The 23,069-nt window shown below is 72.7% G+C and carries 25 protein-coding genes, 2 tRNA genes and 1 riboswitch; of the genes, 17 read left to right on the top strand and 10 right to left on the bottom strand.

Going from position 1 to position 23,069, the window contains the following annotated elements; genetic code table 11:
- Positions 1-43: 43 nt before the first annotated feature.
- From G569_RS0110755 to G569_RS47300, 4 genes are read left to right on the top strand one after another with little or no spacing between them, the layout of a single operon-like run.
- The gene (locus tag G569_RS0110755) at positions 44-1,033 is read left to right on the top strand and encodes a hypothetical protein (RefSeq protein ID WP_028063419.1); all 990 of its coding nucleotides are present in this window, start codon (positions 44-46) and stop codon (positions 1,031-1,033) included.
- Positions 1,030-1,893 (top strand): ABC transporter substrate-binding protein, encoded by an 864-nt coding sequence (locus G569_RS47305; RefSeq protein ID WP_053226169.1) that lies wholly within the window; start codon positions 1,030-1,032, stop codon positions 1,891-1,893. Before G569_RS0110755 ends, G569_RS47305 begins: the two co-directional genes overlap by 4 nt.
- A complete protein-coding gene (locus G569_RS0110745) occupies positions 1,894-3,861 on the top strand; it encodes an iron ABC transporter permease (protein WP_028063418.1) in 1,968 nt (655 codons plus the stop codon).
- Complete coding sequence (locus G569_RS47300) at positions 3,840-4,697, top strand: ABC transporter ATP-binding protein (RefSeq protein ID WP_037495839.1); 858 nt, start codon at positions 3,840-3,842, stop codon at positions 4,695-4,697. Before G569_RS0110745 ends, G569_RS47300 begins: the two co-directional genes overlap by 22 nt.
- Here G569_RS47300 and G569_RS47295 read toward each other — a convergent pair.
- Entirely contained in the window at positions 4,622-4,978 is a 357-nt protein-coding gene (locus G569_RS47295) for an ATP-binding protein (protein ID WP_053226168.1), read from the bottom strand. The two genes, G569_RS47300 and G569_RS47295, sit on opposite strands and share 76 nt — an antisense overlap.
- Before the next feature lie 41 nt (positions 4,979-5,019).
- Between G569_RS47295 and G569_RS0110730 the strand changes: the two genes are divergently transcribed.
- From G569_RS0110730 to G569_RS47290, 4 genes are all read left to right on the top strand, one after another.
- Entirely contained in the window at positions 5,020-6,024 is a 1,005-nt protein-coding gene (locus G569_RS0110730) for a dipeptide epimerase (RefSeq protein WP_028063417.1), read from the top strand.
- Positions 6,017-7,039: an N-acetyltransferase DgcN family protein gene (locus tag G569_RS0110725; RefSeq protein WP_037495838.1), complete on the top strand. Its 1,023-nt coding sequence runs from the start codon at positions 6,017-6,019 to the stop codon at positions 7,037-7,039. The genes G569_RS0110730 and G569_RS0110725 overlap by 8 nt, the downstream gene beginning before the upstream one ends.
- Positions 7,040-7,100: 61 nt before the next feature.
- A complete protein-coding gene (locus tag G569_RS0110720) occupies positions 7,101-9,731 on the top strand; it encodes a bifunctional acetate--CoA ligase family protein/GNAT family N-acetyltransferase (protein ID WP_028063415.1) in 2,631 nt (876 codons plus the stop codon).
- Complete coding sequence (locus tag G569_RS47290) at positions 9,728-10,462, top strand: aspartate/glutamate racemase family protein (RefSeq protein ID WP_053226167.1); 735 nt, start codon at positions 9,728-9,730, stop codon at positions 10,460-10,462. The genes G569_RS0110720 and G569_RS47290 overlap by 4 nt, the downstream gene beginning before the upstream one ends.
- On the opposite strand, the gene G569_RS0110710 is transcribed toward G569_RS47290, so the two are convergent.
- The 5 genes from G569_RS0110710 to G569_RS47280 all read right to left on the bottom strand — a co-directional run bounded on the left by G569_RS0110710 (position 10,416) and on the right by G569_RS47280 (position 14,888).
- Positions 10,416-11,459 (bottom strand): ABC transporter ATP-binding protein, encoded by a 1,044-nt coding sequence (locus tag G569_RS0110710; RefSeq protein WP_053226166.1) that lies wholly within the window; start codon positions 11,457-11,459, stop codon positions 10,416-10,418. The genes G569_RS47290 and G569_RS0110710 overlap by 47 nt on opposite strands.
- Positions 11,446-12,210, bottom strand: coding sequence for a molybdate ABC transporter permease subunit (modB, locus tag G569_RS0110705; RefSeq protein ID WP_028063413.1), 765 nt, complete (start codon positions 12,208-12,210; stop codon positions 11,446-11,448). The genes G569_RS0110710 and modB overlap by 14 nt, the downstream gene beginning before the upstream one ends.
- Positions 12,207-12,971, bottom strand: coding sequence for a molybdate ABC transporter substrate-binding protein (modA, locus tag G569_RS0110700; RefSeq protein WP_028063412.1), 765 nt, complete (start codon positions 12,969-12,971; stop codon positions 12,207-12,209). The genes modB and modA overlap by 4 nt, the downstream gene beginning before the upstream one ends.
- A gap of 26 nt (positions 12,972-12,997) precedes the next feature.
- Entirely contained in the window at positions 12,998-14,407 is a 1,410-nt protein-coding gene (locus tag G569_RS47285) for an MFS transporter (RefSeq protein ID WP_037495835.1), read from the bottom strand.
- Positions 14,408-14,477: 70 nt separating this feature from the next.
- Positions 14,478-14,888 carry an FHA domain-containing protein gene (locus G569_RS47280; RefSeq protein WP_157591947.1) on the bottom strand — a complete coding sequence of 137 codons (411 nt, stop codon included), beginning with the start codon at positions 14,886-14,888 and terminating at the stop codon, positions 14,478-14,480.
- A 101-nt stretch (positions 14,889-14,989) separates the two neighbouring features.
- Here G569_RS47280 and G569_RS0110685 point away from each other — a divergent pair, with 101 nt between their 5' ends.
- From G569_RS0110685 to G569_RS0110670, 4 genes are all read left to right on the top strand, one after another.
- The gene (locus G569_RS0110685; protein WP_037495832.1) at positions 14,990-15,610 is read left to right on the top strand and encodes a cobalamin B12-binding domain-containing protein; all 621 of its coding nucleotides are present in this window, start codon (positions 14,990-14,992) and stop codon (positions 15,608-15,610) included.
- On the top strand, positions 15,611-16,720 hold the full coding sequence (locus tag G569_RS57695) for a PP2C family protein-serine/threonine phosphatase (protein WP_053226164.1): 1,110 nt from the start codon (positions 15,611-15,613) through the stop codon (positions 16,718-16,720). It begins immediately after the preceding gene.
- 27 nt (positions 16,721-16,747) lie between these two features.
- Positions 16,748-16,832 (top strand) — tRNA-Leu (locus G569_RS0110675).
- A 40-nt stretch (positions 16,833-16,872) separates the two neighbouring features.
- A tRNA-Glu gene (locus G569_RS0110670) sits at positions 16,873-16,945 on the top strand.
- Between the two features lie 41 nt (positions 16,946-16,986).
- On the opposite strand, the gene G569_RS0110665 is transcribed toward G569_RS0110670, so the two are convergent.
- On the bottom strand, positions 16,987-17,385 hold the full coding sequence (locus G569_RS0110665; RefSeq protein WP_157591946.1) for a hypothetical protein: 399 nt from the start codon (positions 17,383-17,385) through the stop codon (positions 16,987-16,989).
- 101 nt (positions 17,386-17,486) lie between these two features.
- On the opposite strand from G569_RS0110665, the gene G569_RS0110660 reads away from it, so the two are divergent.
- Positions 17,487-17,759, top strand: a complete 273-nt coding sequence (locus G569_RS0110660) for a hypothetical protein (protein WP_157591945.1) — start codon at positions 17,487-17,489, stop codon at positions 17,757-17,759.
- A gap of 79 nt (positions 17,760-17,838) precedes the next feature.
- Here G569_RS0110660 and G569_RS0110655 read toward each other — a convergent pair whose 3' ends face one another.
- Positions 17,839-18,135, bottom strand: coding sequence for a hypothetical protein (locus tag G569_RS0110655; RefSeq protein WP_028063408.1), 297 nt, complete (start codon positions 18,133-18,135; stop codon positions 17,839-17,841).
- A gap of 20 nt (positions 18,136-18,155) precedes the next feature.
- Positions 18,156-18,593, bottom strand: a complete 438-nt coding sequence (locus tag G569_RS47270) for a ParB N-terminal domain-containing protein (RefSeq protein ID WP_169542117.1) — start codon at positions 18,591-18,593, stop codon at positions 18,156-18,158.
- 513 nt (positions 18,594-19,106) lie between these two features.
- Here G569_RS47270 and G569_RS0110645 point away from each other — a divergent pair.
- The 4 genes from G569_RS0110645 to G569_RS57690 all read left to right on the top strand — a co-directional run bounded on the left by G569_RS0110645 (position 19,107) and on the right by G569_RS57690 (position 22,359).
- Positions 19,107-20,285 carry a sensor histidine kinase gene (locus G569_RS0110645; RefSeq protein ID WP_169542116.1) on the top strand — a complete coding sequence of 393 codons (1,179 nt, stop codon included), beginning with the start codon at positions 19,107-19,109 and terminating at the stop codon, positions 20,283-20,285.
- A gap of 5 nt (positions 20,286-20,290) precedes the next feature.
- A complete protein-coding gene (locus tag G569_RS0110640; protein WP_211232950.1) occupies positions 20,291-20,932 on the top strand; it encodes a response regulator in 642 nt (213 codons plus the stop codon).
- 210 nt (positions 20,933-21,142) lie between these two features.
- Positions 21,143-21,535: a MerR family transcriptional regulator gene (locus G569_RS0110635; RefSeq protein ID WP_028063405.1), complete on the top strand. Its 393-nt coding sequence runs from the start codon at positions 21,143-21,145 to the stop codon at positions 21,533-21,535.
- Between the two features lie 26 nt (positions 21,536-21,561).
- Positions 21,562-22,359: a phosphatase PAP2 family protein gene (locus tag G569_RS57690; RefSeq protein ID WP_053226162.1), complete on the top strand. Its 798-nt coding sequence runs from the start codon at positions 21,562-21,564 to the stop codon at positions 22,357-22,359.
- Here G569_RS57690 and G569_RS0110625 read toward each other — a convergent pair.
- Positions 22,292-22,849 carry a cob(I)yrinic acid a,c-diamide adenosyltransferase gene (locus G569_RS0110625; RefSeq protein ID WP_028063404.1) on the bottom strand — a complete coding sequence of 186 codons (558 nt, stop codon included), beginning with the start codon at positions 22,847-22,849 and terminating at the stop codon, positions 22,292-22,294. The genes G569_RS57690 and G569_RS0110625 overlap by 68 nt on opposite strands.
- Before the next feature lie 13 nt (positions 22,850-22,862).
- A riboswitch (cobalamin riboswitch) is annotated at positions 22,863-23,045 on the top strand.
- Positions 23,046-23,069 lie beyond the last annotated feature (24 nt).

Here is a 23,069-nt window from a genome sequence, read left to right as displayed (position 1 = left end):
GACGCCAGCAAACTTGCACAATCTTGTTAGGGTTACTTGACACATGCGTTGGACGTCGCTCTTCGCCGCGGTCGCGGGCGCGCTGCTCATTCCGGCCTCACCGGCCGCCGCGGGCACTCTCACCACCCAGAACTCGTGCAAGTGGACCGACGGGTACTGGCGACACCTCGACGTCGACCTGACCGGGACCGGGTCCCCGGCCCCCGTCGCGCCGGGCTCCGGCGTCAATCTCACGGCGGCTTCGGTGCATGTCCGGCTCCCCGACTACCTGGCCCAGGCGGGCCACGGGTTGGGCATCCTCAAGGCGGGCGAGAACGAGTTCCAGGCGCGGGCGTGGGTCGCCATCGCCGCCCCGGCCACGCCGCAGGGCGTCCAGGTGTTCGCGCTGCAGACGGTCGCCCGGACGACCATCACCGAGGACGCGAGCGGGGCCTACCAGTCGTCAACCCCGATTGACGTGACCGTGCCGCTGCCGGACTCGGCGTGGTCCGCCGGCACCGCGCCGGTCGCGTTCTCGCAGGCGGGCGCCGGTTCGCTCCCGCCGCTTCCGGTCGGCTCGTCGGGCGGCAACGTCCAGCCGACGGGCAGCGCGTTCATCAGCGCGACGATCGGCACCGGCGGCCTCAAGCTCAACATCGACTGCCAGCCCGGGACGGGCGAGGGCACGGCGCCGCCGACGGCCGCGGTGGCCGGCGCGTTCGAGACCGTCGGGATCGAGGCGAGCGCTCCCGTGATCACCCCGCCCGCGGTCAAGGCCCCGGTGCTGACGCTGCGCACGACCAAGCTCAAGCGGTCCGGCCGGTCGGTGAGCGTTTCGATCGCGTGCGCGGACGCGCCGTGCAAGGGCACGGTGTCCATGACCAAGGCGACGAAGAAGGTCGCCTACTTGCTGGCCGCGGGATCGAGCAGGACGGTCAGGTTCACGCTGTCCACGAGCGCGCTGAAGACGTTGAAGACCAAGCCCCTGCTGGTGACGGTCAAGGCCACCAACGCGGGCGGCAAGACCGTGTCGAAGAAGCTGAGGTTGAAGTGAAACGTGCGCTCCTGGCGGCCCTGTGCGCCGCGCTGCTCGTCCCCGCCACCGCCCACGCCGCCCCCAAGCGCGTCGTCGCGATCGAGTGGGACACCGTCGAGAACCTGCACATGCTCGGCATGGCGCCCGTCGGCGCAGCGGACATGAAGGGCTACGACACCTGGGTCGCCGCCCCGCGCCCGCGCGGGATGAAGGACGTCGGCTCGCGCCAGTCGCCGTCGATCGAGCGGATCGCGGCGCTCAAGCCGGATCTGATCGTCGTGCCGGACTACCGCTCGACCAAGAACCTCAGCCAGCTCAAGAAGATCGCGACCGTGCTGGTCACGCATCCGTACCCCGCCTCCGGCTCGCAGTTCGGGGCGATGGTCACCGACTTCCGGCGGCTCGCCGTCGCCGTGGGCCGGAAGGACCGGGGCGAGAAGGTGCTGCAGGAGCTCTCGAACAACCTCGCGCGCAACAAGGCCGCGATCAAGCGCGGCGCTCGCGCGGGCACGGCGGTGGCGATCTCGACGCCGGGCGGCACGTCCTCGGCCCCGGCGATCCGCATGTTCACCACGAACTCGCAGAGCGCCGACGTGGTCCGCCGGCTCGGGTTGCGCGACGGCTGGTCCGGGACCGCCCGCTACGGCTTCACGACGATCGGGCTCGAAGGCCTCTCGCGCGTGAACGGGTGGCTGGCGTTCGTCTACCCGCCGCAGTTCGCCAAGCAGGTCAACTCGATCACCAAGCAGTCGGCGTACAAGAAGCTGCCGGTCGTGAAGGCGGGCCACGTGCGCACGCTGGGCGGGACGACGTGGCTGTTCGGCGGTCCGCGCTCGACGATGCTCTTCGCCGACCGCCTCACGGCGGCAATCACGTAGGTGGTTCGGCGCGTCGCGGCCGCCGGCGTCCTGCTCGCGGTCGTCGCGGCGGTCGCCGACGTCTGGCAGGGACAGGGCGACGTCGACGTGTGGGCGGCGATCTTCCGGCACGGCGACGCGCTGGGTGACGCGCTCTTCACCGACATCCGGCTGCCGCGAGCGCTTGCCGGCGTGATCGCGGGAGGCGCCCTGGCGTGCGCGGCGGTCGTGCTGCAGGCGATCACGCGCAACCCGCTGGCGGAGCCGGCGACGCTGGGGTTGAGCGCTGGTGGCGCGTTGACCGTCACGCTGGTGGCCGCGTACGCCTCGCTCGCCCCGGGCGCGCCGACGATCGCGGTGGCGTTCGTGGGCGTGGCGCTCGGGACGGCGCTGATCGGCGCGATGGCCTTCGCGGGCGGCGGCGGGGTCCGGCTGATCCTGGCGGGGATGGCTGTGGGCCTGGCGCTGGCGGCCGCGTCGGGTGCGGTGCGGCTCGCGCGCGAGACCGAGACGAGCGGGCTGTTTCTGTGGGGCTCGGGCTCGCTGCTGCAGACGGGCTGGGGGCCGGTGCGGGCGGCAGTGCTGATCGCCGTCCCGGCGGTGCTGGTCGTCTTCGCGTTGACGCGTGCACTGGACGTCGCGGTGCTGGGGGAGGAGGCCGCGCGTGGGCTCGGGCTGCGGTCGGGGCTGACGCAGGTCGTCGGGGTCGTCTGCGCGGCGGTGCTGACCGCGGTCGCCGTGGGGCTGTGCGGGCCGATCGCGTTCGTCGGCATCCTCGCCGGCGGGGTCGCGCGGTTCGCGCGCCCGCGCGGCCATGCTTCGGCATTGCTCGTCGCGATCCCCTGGGGCGCGGCGATCCTGCTGTGGGCCGACGTCGCGGGCCGGCTGATCACCGGGCTCGACACGGAGACGCCGGCGGGCGTCGTGTGCGCGTTGATCGGCGCGCCGGTGCTGATCGTGATCGCGCGGCGGCTGCGCGGCGAGGTCGGATCGGCGGTCGACAAGGCCGCGAGCGCGGCGCGCTGGCGCCCGCGGCTGGTCCTGCTCGCCGCCGCGTCGCTCCCGGTGGCCGTCGTGGGTTCGCTCTGCCTCGGCGAGATCGGGATCGGGCCGGGCGAGGTCGTCCGCTCGATCGTCGGCGACGGCTCTCCGCTGGGGGAGATCGCGCTGGACTCGCGCGCGCCCCGGCTGTGCGTGGCGCTGTTGGGCGGCGCGTGCCTGGCGGCGTCGGGGACCGTGCTGCAGGCGGCGGTGCGCAACCCGTTCGCGGGGCCGGAGCTCGCGGGCGTGGTCGGTGGCGCGTCGGTCGGCGCGTTCACCGTGCTGCTCGTCTTCCCGGGCGCGTCGTCGCTGGTGCTGCCGTTCGCGTCGTTCGGCGGCGCATTGGCCGCCATGGCGCTGGTGCTCGCGTTCGCGGGCGGGAGCTCACCGGCGCGCCTGGCGCTGGTCGGCCTCGCGGTGACGGCGGCCTGCGCGGCCGTGACCGAGCTGATGCTGCTGCATTCGCAGCCGGCGGCGGCGACCGCGATCACGTGGCTGGCGGGGTCCACCTACGCGACCGGCTGGAGCGACCTGCGGCTGCTCGCGGCCCCGGCGCTCGTCCTGTTGCCGGTGGCATTGGTGGCCGTCCGCCGGCTCGACGTGCTGATGCTCGACGACGAGCTGTCCGCGGCGCTCGGGCTGCGGGTGGGCGTCAATCGCGGCGCGTTGCTCGCGGTCGGCGCCGCTCTTGGCGCCGCGGCGGTGGCGGTGTGCGGGGCGATCGCGTTCATCGGCCTGCTCGCGCCCCACGCCGCGCGGCTGCTCGCGGGCGGGAACCACCGGCGGTCGCTGCCGCTGGCGATGGCGCTCGGCGCCCTGCTGCTCGGCCTGGCCGATACCGTCGGGCGCACCCTGTTCGCCCCGACCGAGATCCCCTCCGGCCTGGTCGTCTCGATGATCGGCGCTCCCTACCTGGCGGTCTTGCTGTGGCGCACGCGGACGGCCTGACCGCTTCCGGCCTCGTCGTCGGGTACGGCGAGCGGGAGGTGCTGCACGGCGTCGACGTGCCGCTCCCGGCGGGGCGGATCACGGCGATCGTGGGTGCGAACGCGTCCGGGAAGTCGACGCTGCTGCGCTCGTTCGCGCGGCTCCTGAAGCCGTCGTCCGGCGCGGTGTTGCTCGACGGGGTGGCGATCGGGTCGTTGCCCACGCGCGAGGTCGCGCGGCGGCTCGGGTTCCTGCCGCAGTCGCCGTTGCCGCCCGAAGGGCTGACCGTCGAGGACCTGGTGCGGCGCGGGCGGTTCCCGCACCAGCGGCTGGGGCGGCGGTCGAGCGCGGAGGATCGCTCGCGGGTCGACTGGGCGCTGGCGGCGACGGGGATCTCGGAGCTGCGCGACCGGCCGCTGGACCGGTTGAGCGGCGGGCAGCGCCAGCGGGCGTGGATCGCGATGGCCTTGGCTCAGGACACGTCGATCCTCTTGTTGGACGAGCCGACGAGCTACCTCGACCTCGCCCACCAGCTCGACGTGCTGGACCTGCTGGTCGAGCTCAACGAGGCGGGGCGGACGATCGGCATCGTCCTGCACGACCTCAACCACGCGTGCCGCTACGCGCACCATCTGGTCGCGTTGCGGGAAGGCGTGGTCGTCGCCGCGGGCGCGCCCGAGGAGATCGTCACCGAGGAGCTCGTGTGGTCCGTGTTCGGGCTGCGGTCGCGGGTGATCCCCGATCCGGTCACCGGGACGCCGTTGTGCGTGCCGATCGGGCGTCAGGCGACGCGGAACCAGACGCGCGAGTCGTCCTCGGCGACGCCCCAGGAGTCCGCCAGCCGCTCGACGAAGTAGAGGCCCCAGCCGCCGCGGGCCGGCCGCGGGTCCGGGGTGGCGATCACGCCGGTGCCCTCGTCGTGCACGGACGCCCATACGCCGTCGGGGCCGGATTCGACGGTCAGCTCGATCCGCCCGGCGCCGTGCTTGAAGGCGTTGGACACCAGTTCGCTCACCATGACGTTCGCATTGCGCAGCTGCTCGCTTTCCAGCGCGGAGCCGTGCGCGGTCACGATGAGTCTTGCGATCCCCGCCGAGTCCGCCTGCCGGGGCAGCTCGAGGGTCGTGGTGCCCTTCACGGGGCCTCCCTGTCGAACGTCCTGATGCGAGGATACGCCCAATGCGGACCTCCTTGCCGAAACTCCTGCTGCGCGAGACGTTCCAGATCGCGCGCGGAGCCGCCGACGAAGAGACCGTCGTCGTCGCCGAGCTCGAGCGCGACGGGATCGTCGCGTTCGGCGAGGGCGCGCCGGTGGACTACTGGGGCGAGACGCCCGAGGGGATCGCCGAGGCGATCGAGGCCGAAGGGCCCGCCCTCCTGGGCGACGACCTGTTCGCGGGCGCGGCGATCGCCGCCCGCCTGCGGGCCTGGGACGGTCCGCAGGGCGCGAAGATGGCGCTCGACGGGGTCGTGCACGACTGGCTCGGCAAGCGGCTCGGGCAGCCGCTGCACCACGTGCTCGGCACGGACCGGCTGACGCCGCCGACGTCGTACACGATCGGGATCGACACGGTCGAGGGCACGGCCGACAAGGTGCGTCGCCACCCCGGTTACGAGGTCTACAAGATCAAGGTCGGCGGGCCGGGCGACCTCGAACGCCTGCGGGCGGTCCGTGCGGAGACGTCCGCGCGGCTGCGGATCGACGGCAACGAGGGCTGGGACCTCGACACCGCGAAGGCGCTCACGCCCGAGCTGATCGCGCTCGGCGTCGAGTTCGTCGAGCAGCCGTTCCCGGCGGCCGACATCGAGAGCTTCGTCGAGTACCGCCAGCTCCCCGAGCGCCTGCCGGTGCTGATCGACGAGGGCTGCAAGGACCTCGGCTCGATCCCGTCGATCGCGATGTACGCCGACGGGATCGTCATCAAGCTCGCCAAGTCCGGCGGCATCCACGAGGCGCTGCGGATGATCCATGCGGCGCGCGCGCTGGACCTCGAGGTCATGCTCGGCTGCATGATCGAGTCCGAGCTGGGGATCTCCGCGGCCGCGCAGCTCGGTTCGCTCGTCGACTACATCGACCTCGACGGCCACCTGCTGATCTCCAACGCGCCCTTCACCGGGCTGGGGCTCTCAGAAGGCCGGCTGGTGCTCTCCGACGCGCCCGGGCTGGGTGTCTCCCGTGGCTGACCGGCTCGCCCTCTTCACCGGCGGCGTCTTCGCCGACTCGCACGCCAAGACCGCGCACGGGATCCTCCGCTACGGGACCCGCGAGGTGGTCTGCGTGGTCGACGACACGTCGGCCGGCGCGGTCGCCGCTGATGTCGTGCCCTACGCGCGGCGCGAGGTGCCGGTCGTGGCGACCGTCGAGGAAGCGGTAAAGCTCGGCTCGAACGTACTGGTGATCGGTGTGGCGCCGTTCGGTGGCCATCTCACCGCGGAGTGGCGGGCGGCGATCCTGCAGGCCATCGAGGCCGGGATGCACGTCGAGGCGGGTCTGCACACCGTGCTCTCCGAGGACGACGAGCTCTCCGCGGCGGCCGCTTCGGCGGGGGTCGAGCTGCGGGATCTGCGCGCCGCTCCGCCCGGCCTGAGCGTCCCGCCCGCTTCGCGCCCCGAGGTCCGGGTCGTCCACACGGTCGGCTCCGACTGCGCGATCGGGAAGATGTCCGTGACCCTCGAGCTCGACGCGGCCGCGCGGGAGCGTGGTCTCGAGTCGGCGTTCGTCGCGACCGGGCAGACCGGGATCGCGATCACCGGGTGGGGGATCGCCGTCGACCACGTGATCTCGGACTTCATCGCGGGCGCCGCCGCGCGGCTGGTCGACGAGGGCGCGACGCGGGCGCCGCTGCTGTTCGTCGAGGGTCAGGGCGCGCTCGGGCATCCGGCGTACTCCGGCGTGACGCTCGGGCTGCTGCACGGCTGCCGGCCCGACGCGCTGGTGCTGTGCCACCGCGCCGGCACGACCTTCATCGACGACTATCCGGAGACGCCGATCCCGCCGCTCATCGAGCTGATCGCGTCGTATGAGGCGGCGGTCGGGTGGGTCCGCCCGGCGAAGGTCGTCGCGATCGCGCTGAACACGCGCGGGCTCTCCGACGAGGAGGCACGAGCGGCCTGCGAGGCCACCGCGGCCGAGACCGGCCTTCCCGCCACCGACCCCGTGCGGTTCGGCGCCGAGCCGATCCTGGAGGCGGTCGTGTGAGAGCCCGGCCCCCGGCTGCGCCGGACCAACCGTGCGGTTTCGGGCGTTCCAGGGTGGCTCCGTGACCGGAGGCCCGGTCGCCGCCGATGTCCACATCGCGCTGCGCGACGGGTCGACCGCGCACGTCCGGCCGGTCTCGCCCGCCGACGAGCCCGCGCTGCGGACGTTCCTCGGCGGGCTGAGCGAGAACTCCCGCTGGCTGCGGTTCTTCTCGCTCGGCGTGAACCTCGACAAGGCCGCGGCGATGGCCGCCAAGGGCGATCGGCCGGAGGGCTACGGGCTGATCGTCACGACGGGGGCGGAGGAGCGGGTCGTCGCCCACGCGGTGTTCGAGCTCGAGCGGCCCGACCGGGCCGAGGTCGCCTTCGCGGTCGCCGACGAGATGCAGGGCCGCGGCCTGGCCACGGTCCTGATCGCGCACCTGGCGCAGGTCGCCTCCGCGCGCGGGGTGACGACCTTCACCGCCACGGTCCTCCCCGAGAACCGGCGCATGATCAGCGTGTTCCGCGAGTCCGGCTTCCCGGTGCACGTGCGCGCGTCGCCGGACGGGATCGAGCTCGAGTTCCCGACGGAGCTGGGGGAGGACGCGCGGCGCAAGTTCGAGGATCGCGACCGGGTCGCCGCGGTGGCGGCGGTCGGGCGGGTGCTCAAGCCACGCTCCGTCGCGGTGATCGGTGCCTCGCGGCGGGCGGGCTCCTTCGGCGGCGCGGCGTTTCACCACGTGCTGAACAACGGCTTCCGCGGCGAGCTCTACCCCGTCAACCCGAACGCGGACTTCATCGGCTCCCGCCGCGCGGCGGCGTCGGTGAAGGACACGCCCGGGCCGGTCGACCTGGCGATCGTGGCCGTGCCGGCCGAGGCCGTCCCGGAGGTGGCGCGGGAGTGCGCCTCAGCCGGTGTCTCGGGGCTGGTGGTGATCACGGCGGGGTTCGCCGAGGCGGGCGCGGAGGGCGCCGGGCGGCTGGCGGAGCTGCTCGAGGCGTGCCGGTCGACCGGGATGCGCCTGGTGGGGCCGAACTCCATGGGCGTGGTCAACACCGATCCGTCCGTGTCCTTCACCGGCACGTTCGGGCGGGCGGACGTGCCGTCCGGGACGGTCGGGTTCGTGTCCCAGAGCGGGGCGTTCGGGGCCGCGGCGATCGACGGGATGTCGCGCCGCGGGATCGGGCTCTCCGCCTTCGTCTCGCTGGGCGACAAGGCGGATCTCTCGTCCAACGACGTCCTGCAGTACTGGGAGCAGGACCCGGCCACGCAGGTCGTCGCCTTGTATCTGGAGTCGTTCGGCAACCCGCGCAAGTTCGGCCGCGTCGCGCGGCGGGTGGCGCGCGCGAAGCCGGTGCTGGCGGTCAAGGCGGGGCGGACCTCGGCGGGCGCCCGCGCCGCGTCCTCGCACACCGGTGCGCTGATCGCCGCCGCCGACGACACGGTCGACGCGCTGTTCGCGTCCGCGGGCGTGATCCGCTGCGACGGCCTGGACGACCTGCTGGACGCCGCGGCGGTCCTGGCCGAGCAGCCGACCCCGCGTGGCGGCTCCGTCGCGATCGTCTGCAACGCCCGCGGCCCCACCGTCGTCTGCGTCGACGCGTGCATCGACGCGGGGCTGGAGGTCGCCGGACCGGTGCAGCTGGTCGCCTCCGAGACGCCCGCGGGCTTCCGCGCCGCCGTCGAGCGCGTCGCGGCCGAAGACGGCGTCGACGCCGTCATCGCGATCTTCGTCGAGCACATCGCCACCGGCGCCGACGAGGTCGCCGCCGCGCTGGCGGCCGCCGCACCGGACCTGCACGCGGCGGGCATCCCGCTGCTGACCGTCTTCATGACCCCTGGGCCGCTGCCGGACAAACTTCGCGCCACCCCCGTCAAGGTCCCCACGTTCCGGGCGCCCGAGGCGGCCGCGCGGGCGCTCGGGCGGGCCGCGGCGTACGGGCGCTTCCGCGCTCGTCCGCCGGCCGAGCCGGCGCGGCTCGAGGACGTCGACGGCGACGCCGCGGCCGCCGTGCTCGCCGGCTCCCTGGCCCGCGGGGGCGGGTGGCTGCGGCCGGACGAGGTCGAGACGCTGCTGGAGGCGTACGGGATCGCGCTGGTCGAGCAGCGGCGCGTCGGCTCGGTCGCGGCGGCGGCCAAGGCCGCGGCGGAGCTCGGCGGCGTGGTCGCGCTCAAGGGCGTCGCTCCCGGAGTGGTGCACAAGGCGCAGGCCGGCGCGGTCACGCTCGGGCTCTCCGGTCCGACCGCCGTGCGGCGGGCGGCGGGGGAGATCGCGCGCAGGCTCGAAGCCGCCGGCACGCCCGCGGAGGGCTTCCTGGTGCAGCGGATGGTGGGCGGGGGCGTCGAGATGCTCGTCGGCGTGCTCGCGGACGAGCGGTTCGGCCCGGTCGTCGCCTGCGGCGCGGGCGGCGGCACCGCCGAGGTGCTCGAGGACGTCGCGGTGCGACTCGCCCCGCTCGCGGTCGAGGAGGCGCGCGAGATGTTCGCCGGACTGCGCTCGCACGCCCTGCTGCGGCGCGCGCGGGCGGATCTCGACGCGCTCGTCGACATCGCCGTCCGCGTCGGCGCGCTGGCTGACGCGCATCCCGCGATCGCGGAGCTCGACCTCAACCCGGTGATGGCCGGCCCGCGCGGCGCCGCCGTGGTCGACGCGCGTGTGCGTGTGGCCCCGCCCGCCGTCCAGCCGGTGTTCCCGGCGGTGGGGCGATGAAGCGGATCGGCCTGCTCGGCGGGATGAGCTGGGAGTCGACGATCGAGTACTACCGGCTCGTCAACGAGCTCGTCGCGGAGCGGCTCGGCGGGCTGCACTCTGCGGACTGCCTGCTGCGCAGCGTCGACTTCGCGGACATCGAAGTGCTGCAGCGCGAGGACCGCTGGGACGAGGCGGGGGAGATCCTCGCGGGCGAGGCGCGGGCGTTGGAGTCCGCAGGCGCCGAGCTGCTGGTGCTGTGCACGAACACGATGCACCGGCTCGCGCCGGTGATCACGGCGGCGATCTCGATCCCCTTCGTGCACATCGCCGACACCACGGCGGATGCGGTGAAGCGGGCGGGCCTCACCCGCGTGGGCCTGCTGGCGACCGCGTACACGATGGAGCAGGAGTTCTACGTCGGCCGCCTGCGCGAGCACGGGCTCGCGGTGGTCGTGCCCGGCGCGGCCGACCGCAAGATCGTCCACGACGTCATCTACGACGAGCTCTGCCTGGGCGTGGTGCGCGACGAGTCACGCGAGGAGTACCGGCGGATCATGCGCGCGCTGGCCGGCGAGGGGGCGCAGGGCATCCTCCTGGGCTGCACCGAGATCGACCTGTTGGTGGGGGCCGAGGACTCGCCCGTGCCTGTGTTCGACACCACCTGCCTGCACGCCGAGCGCGCCGTCGCGCTGAGCATCTCCCTCAGCGAGCGGTCAAGCGCGTCGCCGCCGCCTTCCACGTCGCGGTGACCCGCGCGCCCGGGGCGAGGCCGAGCGCCGCCACCGACGCGACCGTGACCTCGGCCACGAGCGGCTGACCGGCGAGCAGGGCGACGCGGGCGCGGCCGCCGATCTCGGTGATCGAGACGACCTCGGCGTCCAGGTGGTTCTGCGCCGAGGACGGCGCGGCACCCGCCTCGAGCACGATCTCCCACGGGTAGAGGCTCGCGCCGACCGGCCCGTCGGCGACGTCGGTGGACACGATCGACCCGCCGCCGTCCAGCGCCACCAGGGTCAGCCCGTCGGGGCCTGCCGTTGCGACGCCGGTCAGGACGTTCGCGCCCGTGAAGTCGGCGACGAACGCCGACGCGGGCCGCGCGGACAGCTCCGCCGGCGGGCCCAGTTGCACCAGCGCGCCCTCGTCGAGCACGCCCACGCGATCGCCGAACTGTGCCGCCTCGGCGAAGTCGTGCGTGACCAACAGCGACGGAATGCGCAATTCGTGCAGAACCGCGAGCAGTTCGCGGGTGGCCGCCGCGCGGGTGCGGGGGTCGAGCGCCGACAGCGGCTCGTCGAGCAGCAACACCTCCGGATCCCGCGCTAGAGCGCGCGCGAGCGCCACCCGCTGCCGCTCGCCGCCGGACAATTGGGCGGGGCGGGCCTCGGCGCGCGCCGTCATCTGGAACCGCTCCAGATACGCATACGCGCGTTTTCTACGCTCGCGTCCGTATATCCCGTAGGCGACGTTGCGCCACGCGCTCAAGTGCGGAAAGAGTGCGTAGTCCTGGAACACATAGCCGCAACGGCGTCGCTCAGGTGCGACGAACACGCGCGAATCTGTGTCGAGCCAGACCTCGCTGCCGCACGACACGAGCCCGCGTTCCGGCCGGAAGAGCCCCGCGACGGCCTGCAGGACCGTCGTCTTCCCCGCGCCCGACGGCCCGGCGAGCGCGACGCACTCGCCCGCGCCCACTTCGAGCGAGAGCGACAGCCCGGCCCGCGCCGTCGTCAGCTCAATCCGCAACACGGAACGCGAACTTGACCGCCAGCAACAACCCCGCCGACACGCACACGAGCACCGCCGACAACCCGAGCGCGCCGGTGAAGTCGGTCGAGAACCGCTCGTAGATCGCCAGCGGCACCGTCTGCGTGACCCCGCGGAACGAGCCGGCGAACATCAGCGTCGCGCCGAACTCGCCCAGCGCGCGCCCCCACGCCAGCGCCAGACCCGCGGAGATCCCCGGCAGCGCCGCCGGGATCGCGACCCGCGCGAGGGTCCGCGCCTCGCTCGCGCCCAGGGTCCGCGACGCGTCCAGCCACGAGCGGTCGAGCGCCGCGAACGCGGCCTGCGACTGCCGCATGTAGAACGGCGCCGAGACGAACGTCAGCGCGACCACGACCGCCGCCGTGGAGAGCGTGAACGACACGCCGACCGGCGCCAGCAGTCCCTGCGGCCCCACCGCCGCCAGCAGCCCGATCCCCGCCACCGCGGGCGGCAGGACGAGCGGGAGCTCGACCAGCGTGATGACCAGCTCGCGCCCCCGGAACGACCGCGTCGCCAGAAACCAGGCCGCGGGCGTGCCGAACAGGACGATCAGCGCGAGCGCGGCGAGCGAGGTCCGCAAAGAGAGCAGGAGCGCGTCGACCGCGGCGGGGTCGTCGAGCGACGACAGCAGGTCCGCCGGGCCGACGTTGACGAAGATCGCGACCACCGGCAGCACCAGGAACGCCAGCGCGACGGCCAGCGCCCCGGCGAGCAGCGCGGTGAACCAGGTCACGTACCGGGCGGCGGGAGGAAGCCGGCGCGGTCGAGCGCCTCGCGGCCCGCTCCCGACAACAGCCCGTCGATGAACTGCTTGGCCTGCTCGGGGTGCTTTGCGCCCTTGACCACGGCGACACCGTACGCCACCTGGGGCTTCAGGTCGGCCGGGAGGTCGATCGCGCGCAGCCTGCCCTCGGTCGCCTCGACGTCGGTCACGTAGACGAACCCCGCGTCGACCGCACCCTGGGCGATCTTGCCGACCACACCGGCGACGTCGGGCTCGTTGGAGCGCACATTGGCCAGGATGGCGGCCTTCTTCTCCGCCGGCAGCCCGTCGAGGACCTTGCGCGTGTAGGAGCCGACCGGCACGGACTCCGAGCCCATGGCGATCGTCGTCCCCTTCTTGGTCAGGTCGTCCAGGCCTCGCACCGTGCTGTCCTTCGGAACCGCCAGCACCAGCTCGTTGGCCGCGAACACGATCGGCTTCTCGACCAGCCCCGCCTCATACAACGCATCCGGCAGCTTCGTGTTGGCCGAGGCGAAGACGTCCGGCTTGACGCCCTGGCGGATCTGCGCCGCGAGCTCGTCCGAGCCGGCGAACGACGAGCGCACCGTGGCCGCATCGAAGCCCTGCCCGTACGAGGTGAACGCGTTCTTGAGCGACGCAGCGGCGGAGACGGTCAGCTGCGGCTTGGACCCGGAGGCGGGCGGGGAGTCGTCTGACCCACAACCGGCGAGCAGCGCGAGACAGGCGAGTACGGCAACGGCACGGCGCATGCCGAGCCATGTTATTCAGCCTCTGACTAGGCCGCGACCGGTTCCGGAGCGGGCTGCGGCTCCGGCCGGCGCGTCTTCGGGATCGCCAGCGCGGCGAGCATCGCCAGCCCCGCGGCGACCGCGGCGACGATGAAGGCGTCGGTGTAGGCGGCCTCGGCGGGGATCGCCGACCCCGCGATCGTCTTCCCGACCAGCAACGACGCGACCAGCTGTGCGCCCAGCGCGCCGCCGAGCGACCGCATGATCGTGTTGATCCCCGTGGCCACGCCGACCTCCTCGCGCGGGACGGACTCGACCACCAGGTTCGCCATCGACGCGAACGAGAAGCCGATGCCCACGCCGAGGAACGCCCCGCCGACGCAGATCTCCCACGGGGAACTGTGGAAGAGCGCGTAGAAGATGAAGGCGAGCATCCCGCTGAACGTCCCGATCACGAGCGGGAGTCGCGACGACGCGCGCGTGGCGATCCGCCCCGCCAGCGGCCCGGCGACGAGCATCACGAGCGTGCTCGGCAGCATCAGCAGACCCGCTCCCGTCACCGACGCGCTGAACCCGTAGCCGAACTTCTCGTCGGTCTGCGCCAGCTGCGGGATCAGCAGGAACGAGGCGAACATGCTGAAGCCGACGAGCACGGCGGTGACGTTGGTCATCAGCACCGGCCGGCGGCGCAGCACGCGCATGTCGACGAGCGGTTGGTCGACACGCGTCTCCACCCAGACCCAGAACGCGCCCACCAGCAGCCCGCCCAGCGAGAGCGCGACGACCTTCGGCGACCCCCAGCCCCACGCGTTCGCCTTGCTCAACCCATACAGCAACGACGCCAGAGCGACGGACAACAGCGCCGCGCCGATCCAGTCGACCTTGGCGTCCGGGCGGGTCGCCTCGCGCGGCACGTAGCGATGGATCGCGTACGCGGCCGGCAGCGCCATCAATCCGAGCCAGAACAGCCAGGAGGCGTCCAGCGCGGACACGATCAGCCCCGCGATCACCAGGCCGACGCCGCCGCCGATGCCGAACGTCGCGCTGATCCCGCCGATCGCGGTCGCGACCCGCTCAGGCGGGAAGGTCTCGCGGATGATCCCGAAGGCGAGCGGGAAGATCCCGCCGCCGACGCCCTGGATCACGCGACCGACGACGAGCACGCCGAGCGACGGCGCCAGCGCGCAGACGGCGCTGCCGGCGGCGAAGACGAGCAGCACCATCGTCAGCACCCGCCCGCGCCCGAAGAGGTCGCCGAGCTTGCCGACGATCGGTGTCGCGACGGACGCCGCGAGCAGGTATCCGGTCAGGATCCACGCCGCCGAGGCCGGGTCCGCGCCGTACTCGCGCTGGATCTCCGGCAGGGCGGGGGAGACGACGGTCTGCGAGAGCGCGAACGCCATCCCCGCCAGCAGCAGCGAGATGAAGACGACCCGCGTGTGATCCGTCCGGGGCATGAGACCCGGCGGAGTGTAAGTGTCATGCGGACGGGGTGGTCCGAAAACCCCCCGTCCGGGGGACGCTCAGTTATTCAGACCGTTCGATGAAGCGGAGCGCGACGTGGCCGCACGCGACCGTGTCGCCGTCGTGCAGGTCTGCCTCGCTGACACGCACGCCGTTGACGTGCACGCCGTTGCGGCTGCGGTCATCGAGGATCACGGTGCGCTCGCCGCGCCGGGTGATCAGCGCGTGGCGGCGGGAGACCGACGCGTCGTCGAGCACGATGTCCGACGACGGGCTCCGCCCGATGTGGGTGAGGTCTCGGTCGAGGGCGTGCAGGACGACGTCCGCGCCGACTTCGATCGCGAGATAGCGCCCCGGTGAGAGGCGCGGCATGGTTCTCGGTGCTCTCCGGCGTTCCTGCTCCGGCAGACGGGGCAGCGTGCCGGTTTCCTGCGTGGGCGCTTCCGTACTCAGTCGAGGGTCGGCGATGGCCACGGGCAACCTCCGGGACGGCGTGGTCAGTGCCTTGCAGCGCTCATTGTCGTTAAGAAGTGCAAGTGCGAGGTAAAGATCTGTGCGGAAGTAGCCTGCCGGACATGTCGGAGCTCCGCACCCGGTACGTCGACGCCCTCGTGGCCGGAGATCTGGCCGCCGCGGAGCGCCTCATCGTCGACTCGGGCACCGACGTCCGCGCGCTCTACATCGAGGTCCTGCAGCCCGCCCTCTACGAGATCGGGCGCCGCTGGGAGGAGGCCGAGATCTCCGTCGCGCAGGAGCACCTGGCGACCGCGGCGATCCAGAGCTCGATGGCGCGGCTCGCCGAGCGCTTGGACGGCGGACCGCGCCGTGACCGCCGCGCGCTGGTCGCCTGCGCGGAGGGCGAACTGCACTCGATCGGCGTCCGCATGGTCGCCGACTTCCTCGAGGCCGACGGCTGGGACGTCCTGTTCGTCGGCGCGCTCTCGCCGCCCTCCGCCGTCGCCGAACTGGCGGCCGCGCAGCGCGTGGACGTCGTCGCGCTGTCGGCCGCGCTCGGCCAGCGCATGCCCGAGATCGTCCGCGCGGTCGAGGCGCTGCGCGCGCTGGAGACCGTCCCCGTGATCGCCGTCGGCGGCCAGGCCTTCGGCGGTGACCCGGACGTCGCCTTCCGGACGGGGGCGGACATCTACGCGCCCGATGCGGCGAGGTTCGCGCAGGAGCTTGCGATCCTCTTCTAAGTGGTCGGCGTCTCGATCGAGGAGTGGACGTGGCGTTCGGTTGCCGTGCTGGCGGCCGCGCTGACGCCGGACGGCGTGATCACGCGCGCCAATCCGGCGCTCGAGCACCTCGGCGGCCGCCTGGGTGCTTCGCTCGCCGACCTGATCGAGCCGAATCAGCACGCGGCGCTGGAGCGCCGCCTGTCAGCCGCCGATGACGGCTGGCGTCCCGGCACCTTTGCGTTCCGCAGCGAGACCGGCCGGCCCGCCACGGACCGCCGCCTCTGGATCGCCGGCAACGGCGATGAGCTGCTGGTGATCGGCGAGCCGCTCGTCGACGAGCAGGAGCGGCTGGTCGAGAAGGTGCTCGAGCTCAACGACGAGCTCGTCAGCACCCACCGCGAGCTCGTCCGCCAGCGCCGCCGCACGGCCGAGCTGCTCGACCGCGAGCGCGGGATCGCCGAGACCCTCCAGCGCGCGCTGCTGCCCGAGCGCCTGCCGGATGTCGCCGGCCTGGAGCTCGCCGCGCTCTTCGAGCCCGCCGCCGGCATGGTCGGCGGGGACTGGTACGACGCGGTCGAGCTCGACGACGGGCAACTCGCGCTCGGGATCGGCGACGTCGCCGGCAAGGGCATCCCGGCCGCCACGCTGATGGGCGAGCTGCGCGGCGGCCTGCGTGCCGGCGTGCTCTCGGGCGCCGCGCCGCACGAGGCGCTGCGGGTGCTCGACCGCCTCGCCGACCGCGCCGGCCACATGGCGACGGTCGCGATCGTGGTCCTCGACCCGGCGACCGGAGCGCTGCGCCACGCGAGCGCCGGCCACCTCCCGCCCGCCGTGGTCGCGCCCGACGGGGCGGTTCGATTCCTCACCGCCGGCGCGTCGACCCCGCTGCTCGCCTACGACGCGTGGACAGGCTCCGGGACCGACGTCCTCGCCCCGGGGGAGCGGCTGATCCTCTACACCGACGGCCTCGTGGAGCGCCGCCGGGAGCCGATCGACGCCAGCCTCCGCCGCCTCGCCGACGCGGCCGCGAAGACCGCCGACCTCAGCGCCCTCCTGGCCGCGCTTCAACCGCCGGAGGGCGGGTTGCGCGACGACATCGCGATCCTCTCCGTCCAACGCGCCTCCTAGTCGCTATGCTTCCCGGCCTCGCAGCTGGCGGCTGTGGTGAAATTGGTATACACGCAGGCTTCAGGTGCCTGTGGGCTTTACGCCCGTGGAGGTTCGAGTCCTCTCAGCCGCACTCTCTGCGCCCGTTGCTACGCTGGGGCGCAGTGGTCCCTGCCGCTATCGTCTAGGGGACTAGGACGCCGCCCTCTCACGGCGGAAACCGGGGTTCGAATCCCCGTAGCGGTACTAAAAGAAACCCGCCTGCCAGGCGGGTTTCGTCGTTCTCACTAGGTGATGAGGCCGCGCGCCAGCGCGAGCTTGAGGAGCTCGGCCGCCCGGGCGAGGTTCTCGGCCGAATCAACGGCGACGCGAAGGTCGTCCGCCTTCAATCCCAAGAAGTTCGGGTCGACGTCGGACACCGAGCAGGCCAGCTCGATCACGCCCGCCGTGCTCGTGAGCGACGACGGGAGGTGCGCGCTCTCGGCCTCGAAGAACCGACGTGCCGCGCCGAACACCTCGCTCAGATCCTCTTGAAGCCCGTCCTCTGACTTGAGCGCGGCGATCGCCGTGTCGAACCGTTCTGCGATCAAGCGGTGTTGTTCGCGGGCGCGCTCGTTGTCGAGCTCTCCGCGTTCGACCAAGCTTGCCCGCTGGATCATCAGCTCGTGGAGCGTTGGATCATCCACGAACGCGAGACTGACGTCTGGGCCGGACCGGGTCAAGTGGGGCCGCTCGTCCAATCGTCCAACTTCGCGGGAACTGCTCGCGGTCGGCCGATGAATGGGGCATGCCAGTGAACTTCAACGTCGGAGCTGTCAGCCGCTTCGTGCCCGCTTCCGCGCCGGCCCCCAAACGGGAGTCGGCCGCGCCGTCGAAGTCACGCGCCTCCGACAGCGCCGAGTTCCACGTGGCGTCCGCTCCGGAGCCCGCCGAGTACACGCTGGACGACGCCCGCGCCGCCGTCGCTTCGCTGCGAGATGACCTGAGCGCACGCCCGCGCACTGCCCAAGCGGCGCAGGCGAACGTGCGCCCGCAGGTCGCGATCGTTCTCGCGACGTAGGGGAGGGCCGCGTTCCCGACGTGCGTGACGCACGTTGCCCGAGGGGCGAGTCTTGTAACGGACGTCTCGCGGAGCGCGGCTAGTTCGGCGAGTAGTTCGCGCCGAGGTCCGGGGACTGGGGGACCGCCCGCGGCACGACCACGTGCAACGCGTCGGCGAGCTCCGGCGTCCAGGTGTGCGGGTGCATGCCGATCACCGCGCGCACGTCGCCGCCTTCCGGGGTGGCGAGGCCCTCTTCGACGATCAGGTCGGCGATCCGCTGCATCAGCACGAAGCCGGCGACCTCGGGGATGCCGTCCAGGAGCACGTCGATGCGGTACGCGCGCTCGGCGGCGTCGGGCTCCCGGCCCGCGTTGGCCCCGAAGTCTTCATGCATGGGGCCGAAGGCTACGCCGCTCAGCGGGCGGCGACGGTCGCGTCGATCGCGACGGCCCCGCGGGCGTGGGCGACGGACACGCGGTGGTGGCCGTCCACCAGCGCGTACTCGCCGTCGGCGACCGGCACCACGGAGATCGGCGGCAGCACGGTCCCGCGGTCCTCGGCGAGCCAGATCCGCTCCCAGCGGCAGCGGGCGGCCTTCGTCACCGGGCGGAAGGCGCCGTCGAACTGCGCCGCGCGGGCGGGTTCGAGGGTGCCGGAGATCGCGTCCAGCGGGATCTCGCGCAAGCCGCCGGCCCCCGGCGTCCTCGCGCGCTGTGACGTGCAATGGACGGGCAGGCGCCGTGCGGTCTGCCCGAGGCGGAGCGACCGTGCCAACGCGGCGCGACGGCTCGCGCGGCGGGCGCGGGTGAAGGCGTACTCGGCGTCGATGAGGCCTGAACCCGTTCTGAACATGTGGTCCAGGTTCGTGCTGAGGCGGGCCCCGCACATCAGGCAGACGCCGCCAAAGAACCGCCCTCCACCCCTTACTGACCTATTGGTCAGGACCTAACGAACGACGCCAAGACTGGACGTATGTACTGACGGCCGCCTCGGGTTTCCGTCGATCGGCAAAACGACACCCCGCAAACCGCCGCGTAGAGCGAAAAACCAGTAAAAGGTTTTTCGTTGTAAAGCGCCTCAGGACACCACCTGACCGGATTTGGACCTTTTCCTGCCCTTGTGCTCGGTTTGACGCTTCAGGTAGAACTCTCGCCGGGTTCGGAGGTTCGGAGGGTGGAACAGATGGAGCAAGGACCGGCTCGGAAGCCGGCGCTTCCTACGGTGTCGATCGCCGCAGCAGCCGCTGCGGGGGTGTCACTTGCGGTAGTCGCGGTTCCGTGGCTGCGGATGTCGGTAGAGGCCCCGTCCTTACGGGTCGCTCTCGAAACGGGTGGTTCGCTGCTGGCGGTTGCGACCGTCGGCCTTTTGGTACGGCAGTGCGGGCTTCGGTCGCGCGCCGATCACCTGTGGCTCACCGCGGGATTGGTCATCCTCGCGCTGACGTCACTCACCGCCGCGTCGTTGATCGTCGCGGGCGCATGGGGTCCCGACAAGGCGCGCTACGCGATGGGCGGCAACCTCGCGGGCACGCTGATGCTCGCGATCGCCGCGTTCGCGCCGTCGCACAAGCTGAAGGTCCATCCGCGGCACGTGCTCATCCCGGCAGCCGGCCTCGGTGTCGTGGTGTTCGCGCTCGCCGCGCTGTTGGCCGGCGTCGGACCGGCGCTGCGCGCACCCAATGCGAGCTGGCCGACGTTCCACCCGGAGATCGGCCGCGTGATCGTGCAGGTCGTGACCGGCATCACGCTGATCGTCGCCGCCGCGGGCCTCACCCGCCGGGGCGAGCCGCTGCTGCGCCTCGTCGCCGTCGCGGTCGTGCTCGCGGGCTTCGCCAAGCTCGACTATGCGCTGTTCCCGCCCGTCGGCCCGAGCGACGTCCATCTGGGTGACGTCCTGCGGGTCGCCGCCTGGGGCGTGCTGCTCTACGCCGCGATCGGCGAGATGCGCACCCACATGCGTCAGCGTGCGCAGGCCGCGATCGAGTCCGAGCGCCGCCGCCTGGCGCGCGAGCTGCACGACGGCGTGGCGCAGGAGCTGGCGTTCATCCGCCGCCGCGCGACCCGCCTGGCCGAGCTGCCCGACGGGATCGAGATCACGGCCGCGGCCGACCGCGCGCTGGAGGACTCGCGTCGCGCGATCGAGGCGCTCGTCCCGCCCGCCCACGAGCCGCTGCACGTCGCCCTGGAGCGCCTCGGCGCGCGCCTGGCGACCGAGTGCGGCCTCGAGGTGCAGGTCAACGTGCGCGTCCACACGATGGTGCGCGACGAGGTTCGCGGCGAGATCGTCCGGATCATCTCCGAGGCGGTCCGCAACGCGGCCAACCACGGCGGCGCACGCCATGTGCGCGTCGATCTCGCGGGCTCCCCGCTCGCCGTCCGGATCATCGATGACGGCAGCGGTTTCCGCGACGGCGCCAACAGCGGCCTCGGGGTCGCCGGCTACGGCCTGATCGCCATGCGCGAGCGCGCCGAGCAGGTCGGAGGACAGTTCTCGCTGGAATCCGTCCGCGGCGCAGGTACTCTCGTGCAGGTGGTGCTGCCATAGACCGGGTGCGCGTTCTTGTCGCTGATGACCACGCGCCGACGCGCGAGGACATCGCGACGGCGCTGGGTCAGGACGGCGGTTTCGAGGTCATTGCCACGGCGGAGGATGCGCCGGGGGCGGTTGACGCTGCGCTGCGCGAGCAGCCGGACCTCGCGCTGCTGGACGTCAACATGCCGGGCTCGGGCCTGGCCGCGGCGTGGGAGATCACGGCGCGGCTCCCCTCGACCCGCGTGGTGATGCTGACGATCTCGCGCGACGACAGCCACGTCTTCGCGGCGCTGCGGGCCGGCGCCGCCGGCTATCTGCTCAAGGACACCGAGCAGGAGCGGCTCCCGCACGCCCTGCGCGACGTGATGGCGGGCGAGGCAGCGCTGCCCGTCACGCTGGTCACGCGGCTGGTCGAGGAGTTCCGCGACCGCGCGCCGCGGCGCCGGGCGCTGATGCCCTCCCGCGAAGGCGAGCCGCGCCTGACCTCCCGCGAGTGGGAGGTCCTGGAGCTGATGCGCCGCAAGATGACGACCGCCCAGATCGCCCGCACGCTCGTGGTCTCGCCGGCCACGGTCCGCTCGCACGTGGCGGCGATCCTGCGCAAGCTGCGCGTCCCGGACCGCGACGCGGCAGTGAGGTTGCTCGACCCGGACAACTAGGAGCCGCTTGCCGAATACCGGTACGTCCGCTGCGGCATCCTGCCTCGCCCTGCGGGCTCGTCACCGGCTTCGCCTCGGGCAGCGCCTCGCGCCACCCACGCTGCTCACGTGCCAGAGGCACGCATCGCGAGCGCGGGCGGGTGGGCGGGCACGGCGTTACTGGCGGCTGCACCACATCGGTGGGACCGACCATTCGGCAAGAGACTCCTAGTGCGCGCCCATGGCAGCTTCCTCGCCGGCGAGGTGGGTGAGCTGGCGGGCGTCACCGGCAACACGATCGGCCAGTGGGCGCGCTGGGGGTACATCCGCGCGTCCCAGTCGACCGGCGATCCGCACGTCTACAGCGTCGAGGACGTCACGGAGGCGGCGATGGTGCACACGCTGCTCGAGCGCGGCGTCTCGCACCGGATGGTCCGGCGCGCGATCTCCCACCTGGGCGAGTACGGCGACTGGCCGCTGTCGGAGGCGCCGCTGGCGGTCGCCGATGGGCGGCTCGTGCTCAACGAGCGCGACGGGGCGTTCGCGCTCTCGCCGCGCGGGTGGCAGCGGATGCTCGCGCCGCCGCCGTTGGAGGACGTCCGGTTGCGCCTCAGGAGATCTTGAGAACTCCCGAGTAGCGTCTCACGGCAATGCTCCGTCTCGCCAGCGCGTTGTCCTGCATCGTCGCCGGTGCGGTGCTGTACGCCGCGATCCACGTCCCCGCGGTCGCGGACGTCGAGCTGCGGGTCCTGGAGGGCTTCATGGGCCTCCCGGGGAAGGCGGCCGCGTTCGATCTCGTGAGCATGTTCAACCCCGTCCCGTTCGCGGTGCTGTCGCTGTCGCTCGTGGCGGGTGCGGCGATCGCCCGGCGCCCACGGGCGGCCGCGGCGGCGCTGGTGACGATGCTCGGGGCGGGCGTGACGACGCAGGTGCTCAAGCCGCTGCTGGCGTTCCAGCGCGACTACCCCGAGGCGCACTTCATGGGCCCGGTCGCCTACCCGAGCGGCCACACGACCGCGGTGATGAGCCTCGCGCTCGCGCTGATCATCGTCAGCCCCGCGCGGCTGCGCCCGCTCGCCTCGGCGGCCGGCGGGCTGCTCACGGTCGCGACGGTCTTCTCGATCCTCGTGCTCGGCTCGCACTACCCGAGCGACATCGTCGGCGGCCTGCTGGTGGCGACGGCCTGGGCGTGCGCGGCGAGCGCATTGCTGCGGCTCGAATGGACGCCGTCACTGAGCGGCGCGGCGCTCGGCGGGTCGGTGCTCGCCGCGGCGGGTGTCTTCGCGGTCGCCCTACGGCCGGCCGACGCGTTCGCCTACGCGACCGCGAACACGACGTTCGTCGTCGGCGCGCTCGCGATCGCGGCGGGCGCGCTCGTGCTCAGCGGTAGCGTCCCGGCTCCCATAGGGGCTCGGCGGCGCCCACGTTCGCCTCGCGCGAGAGGATGAACAGCAGGTCGCTGAGCCGGTTGAGGTAGCGCACGCACTCCGCGTTGACGCGCTCGCCGCAGGCGATCGTCCGGCGCTCGGCGCGTCGGCAGACCGTGCGGCAGACATGCAGTTGCGCGGCCGCGAGCGTCCCACCGGGAAGGACGAAGGACTTCAGCGGCGGCAGCTCGGCGTTCGCCTCGTCGCAGGCCGCTTCGAGCCACTTGGTCTGCTCCGGCACGACGCGCAGCCGCTCGCGCTCCCCGCCCTCCGGGACGCTGATGTCGGCACCCACGTCGAAGAGGTCGTTCTGCACGCGGGTGAGCCACTGCGCGGTCCGCTCGTTGAGAGCGCCCTGGGCGAGCGCGACCCCGAGCTGGGCGTTGAGCTCGTCGACGGTCCCGTAGGCCTCGATGCGCTCATGCGTCTTGGGAACGCGGCTCATGTCGCCGAGGTGGGTCTCGCCGCCGTCGCCGAGCCGGGTATAGATGCGGGTCAGGTTCACGGTCATGGCTTGGCGTCCGTAATACCATGCTCGTCGATCCAGGTCGGTGGTCAGGGAAGCCGGTGCGAGTCCGGCGCGGACCCGCCACTGTCACCGGGGGCAGCCCGTCGCACGGCGCAACGCCGGCCACTGAGGAAACTCGGGAAGGCGCGACAGGGAAGGCCCGGAAGCCAGGAGACCTCCCTCCGACCGCCAAGCCGATTCGCCCTCGTGGAAAGGGGCTTTC

The organism is Solirubrobacter soli DSM 22325 (assembly GCF_000423665.1).
In the GTDB taxonomy this organism is placed as follows: Bacteria; Actinomycetota; Thermoleophilia; order Solirubrobacterales; family Solirubrobacteraceae; genus Solirubrobacter; species Solirubrobacter soli.
Note: the sequence above shows the minus strand (reverse complement) of the source record. Positions and strands in the feature narration are given on the sequence as shown.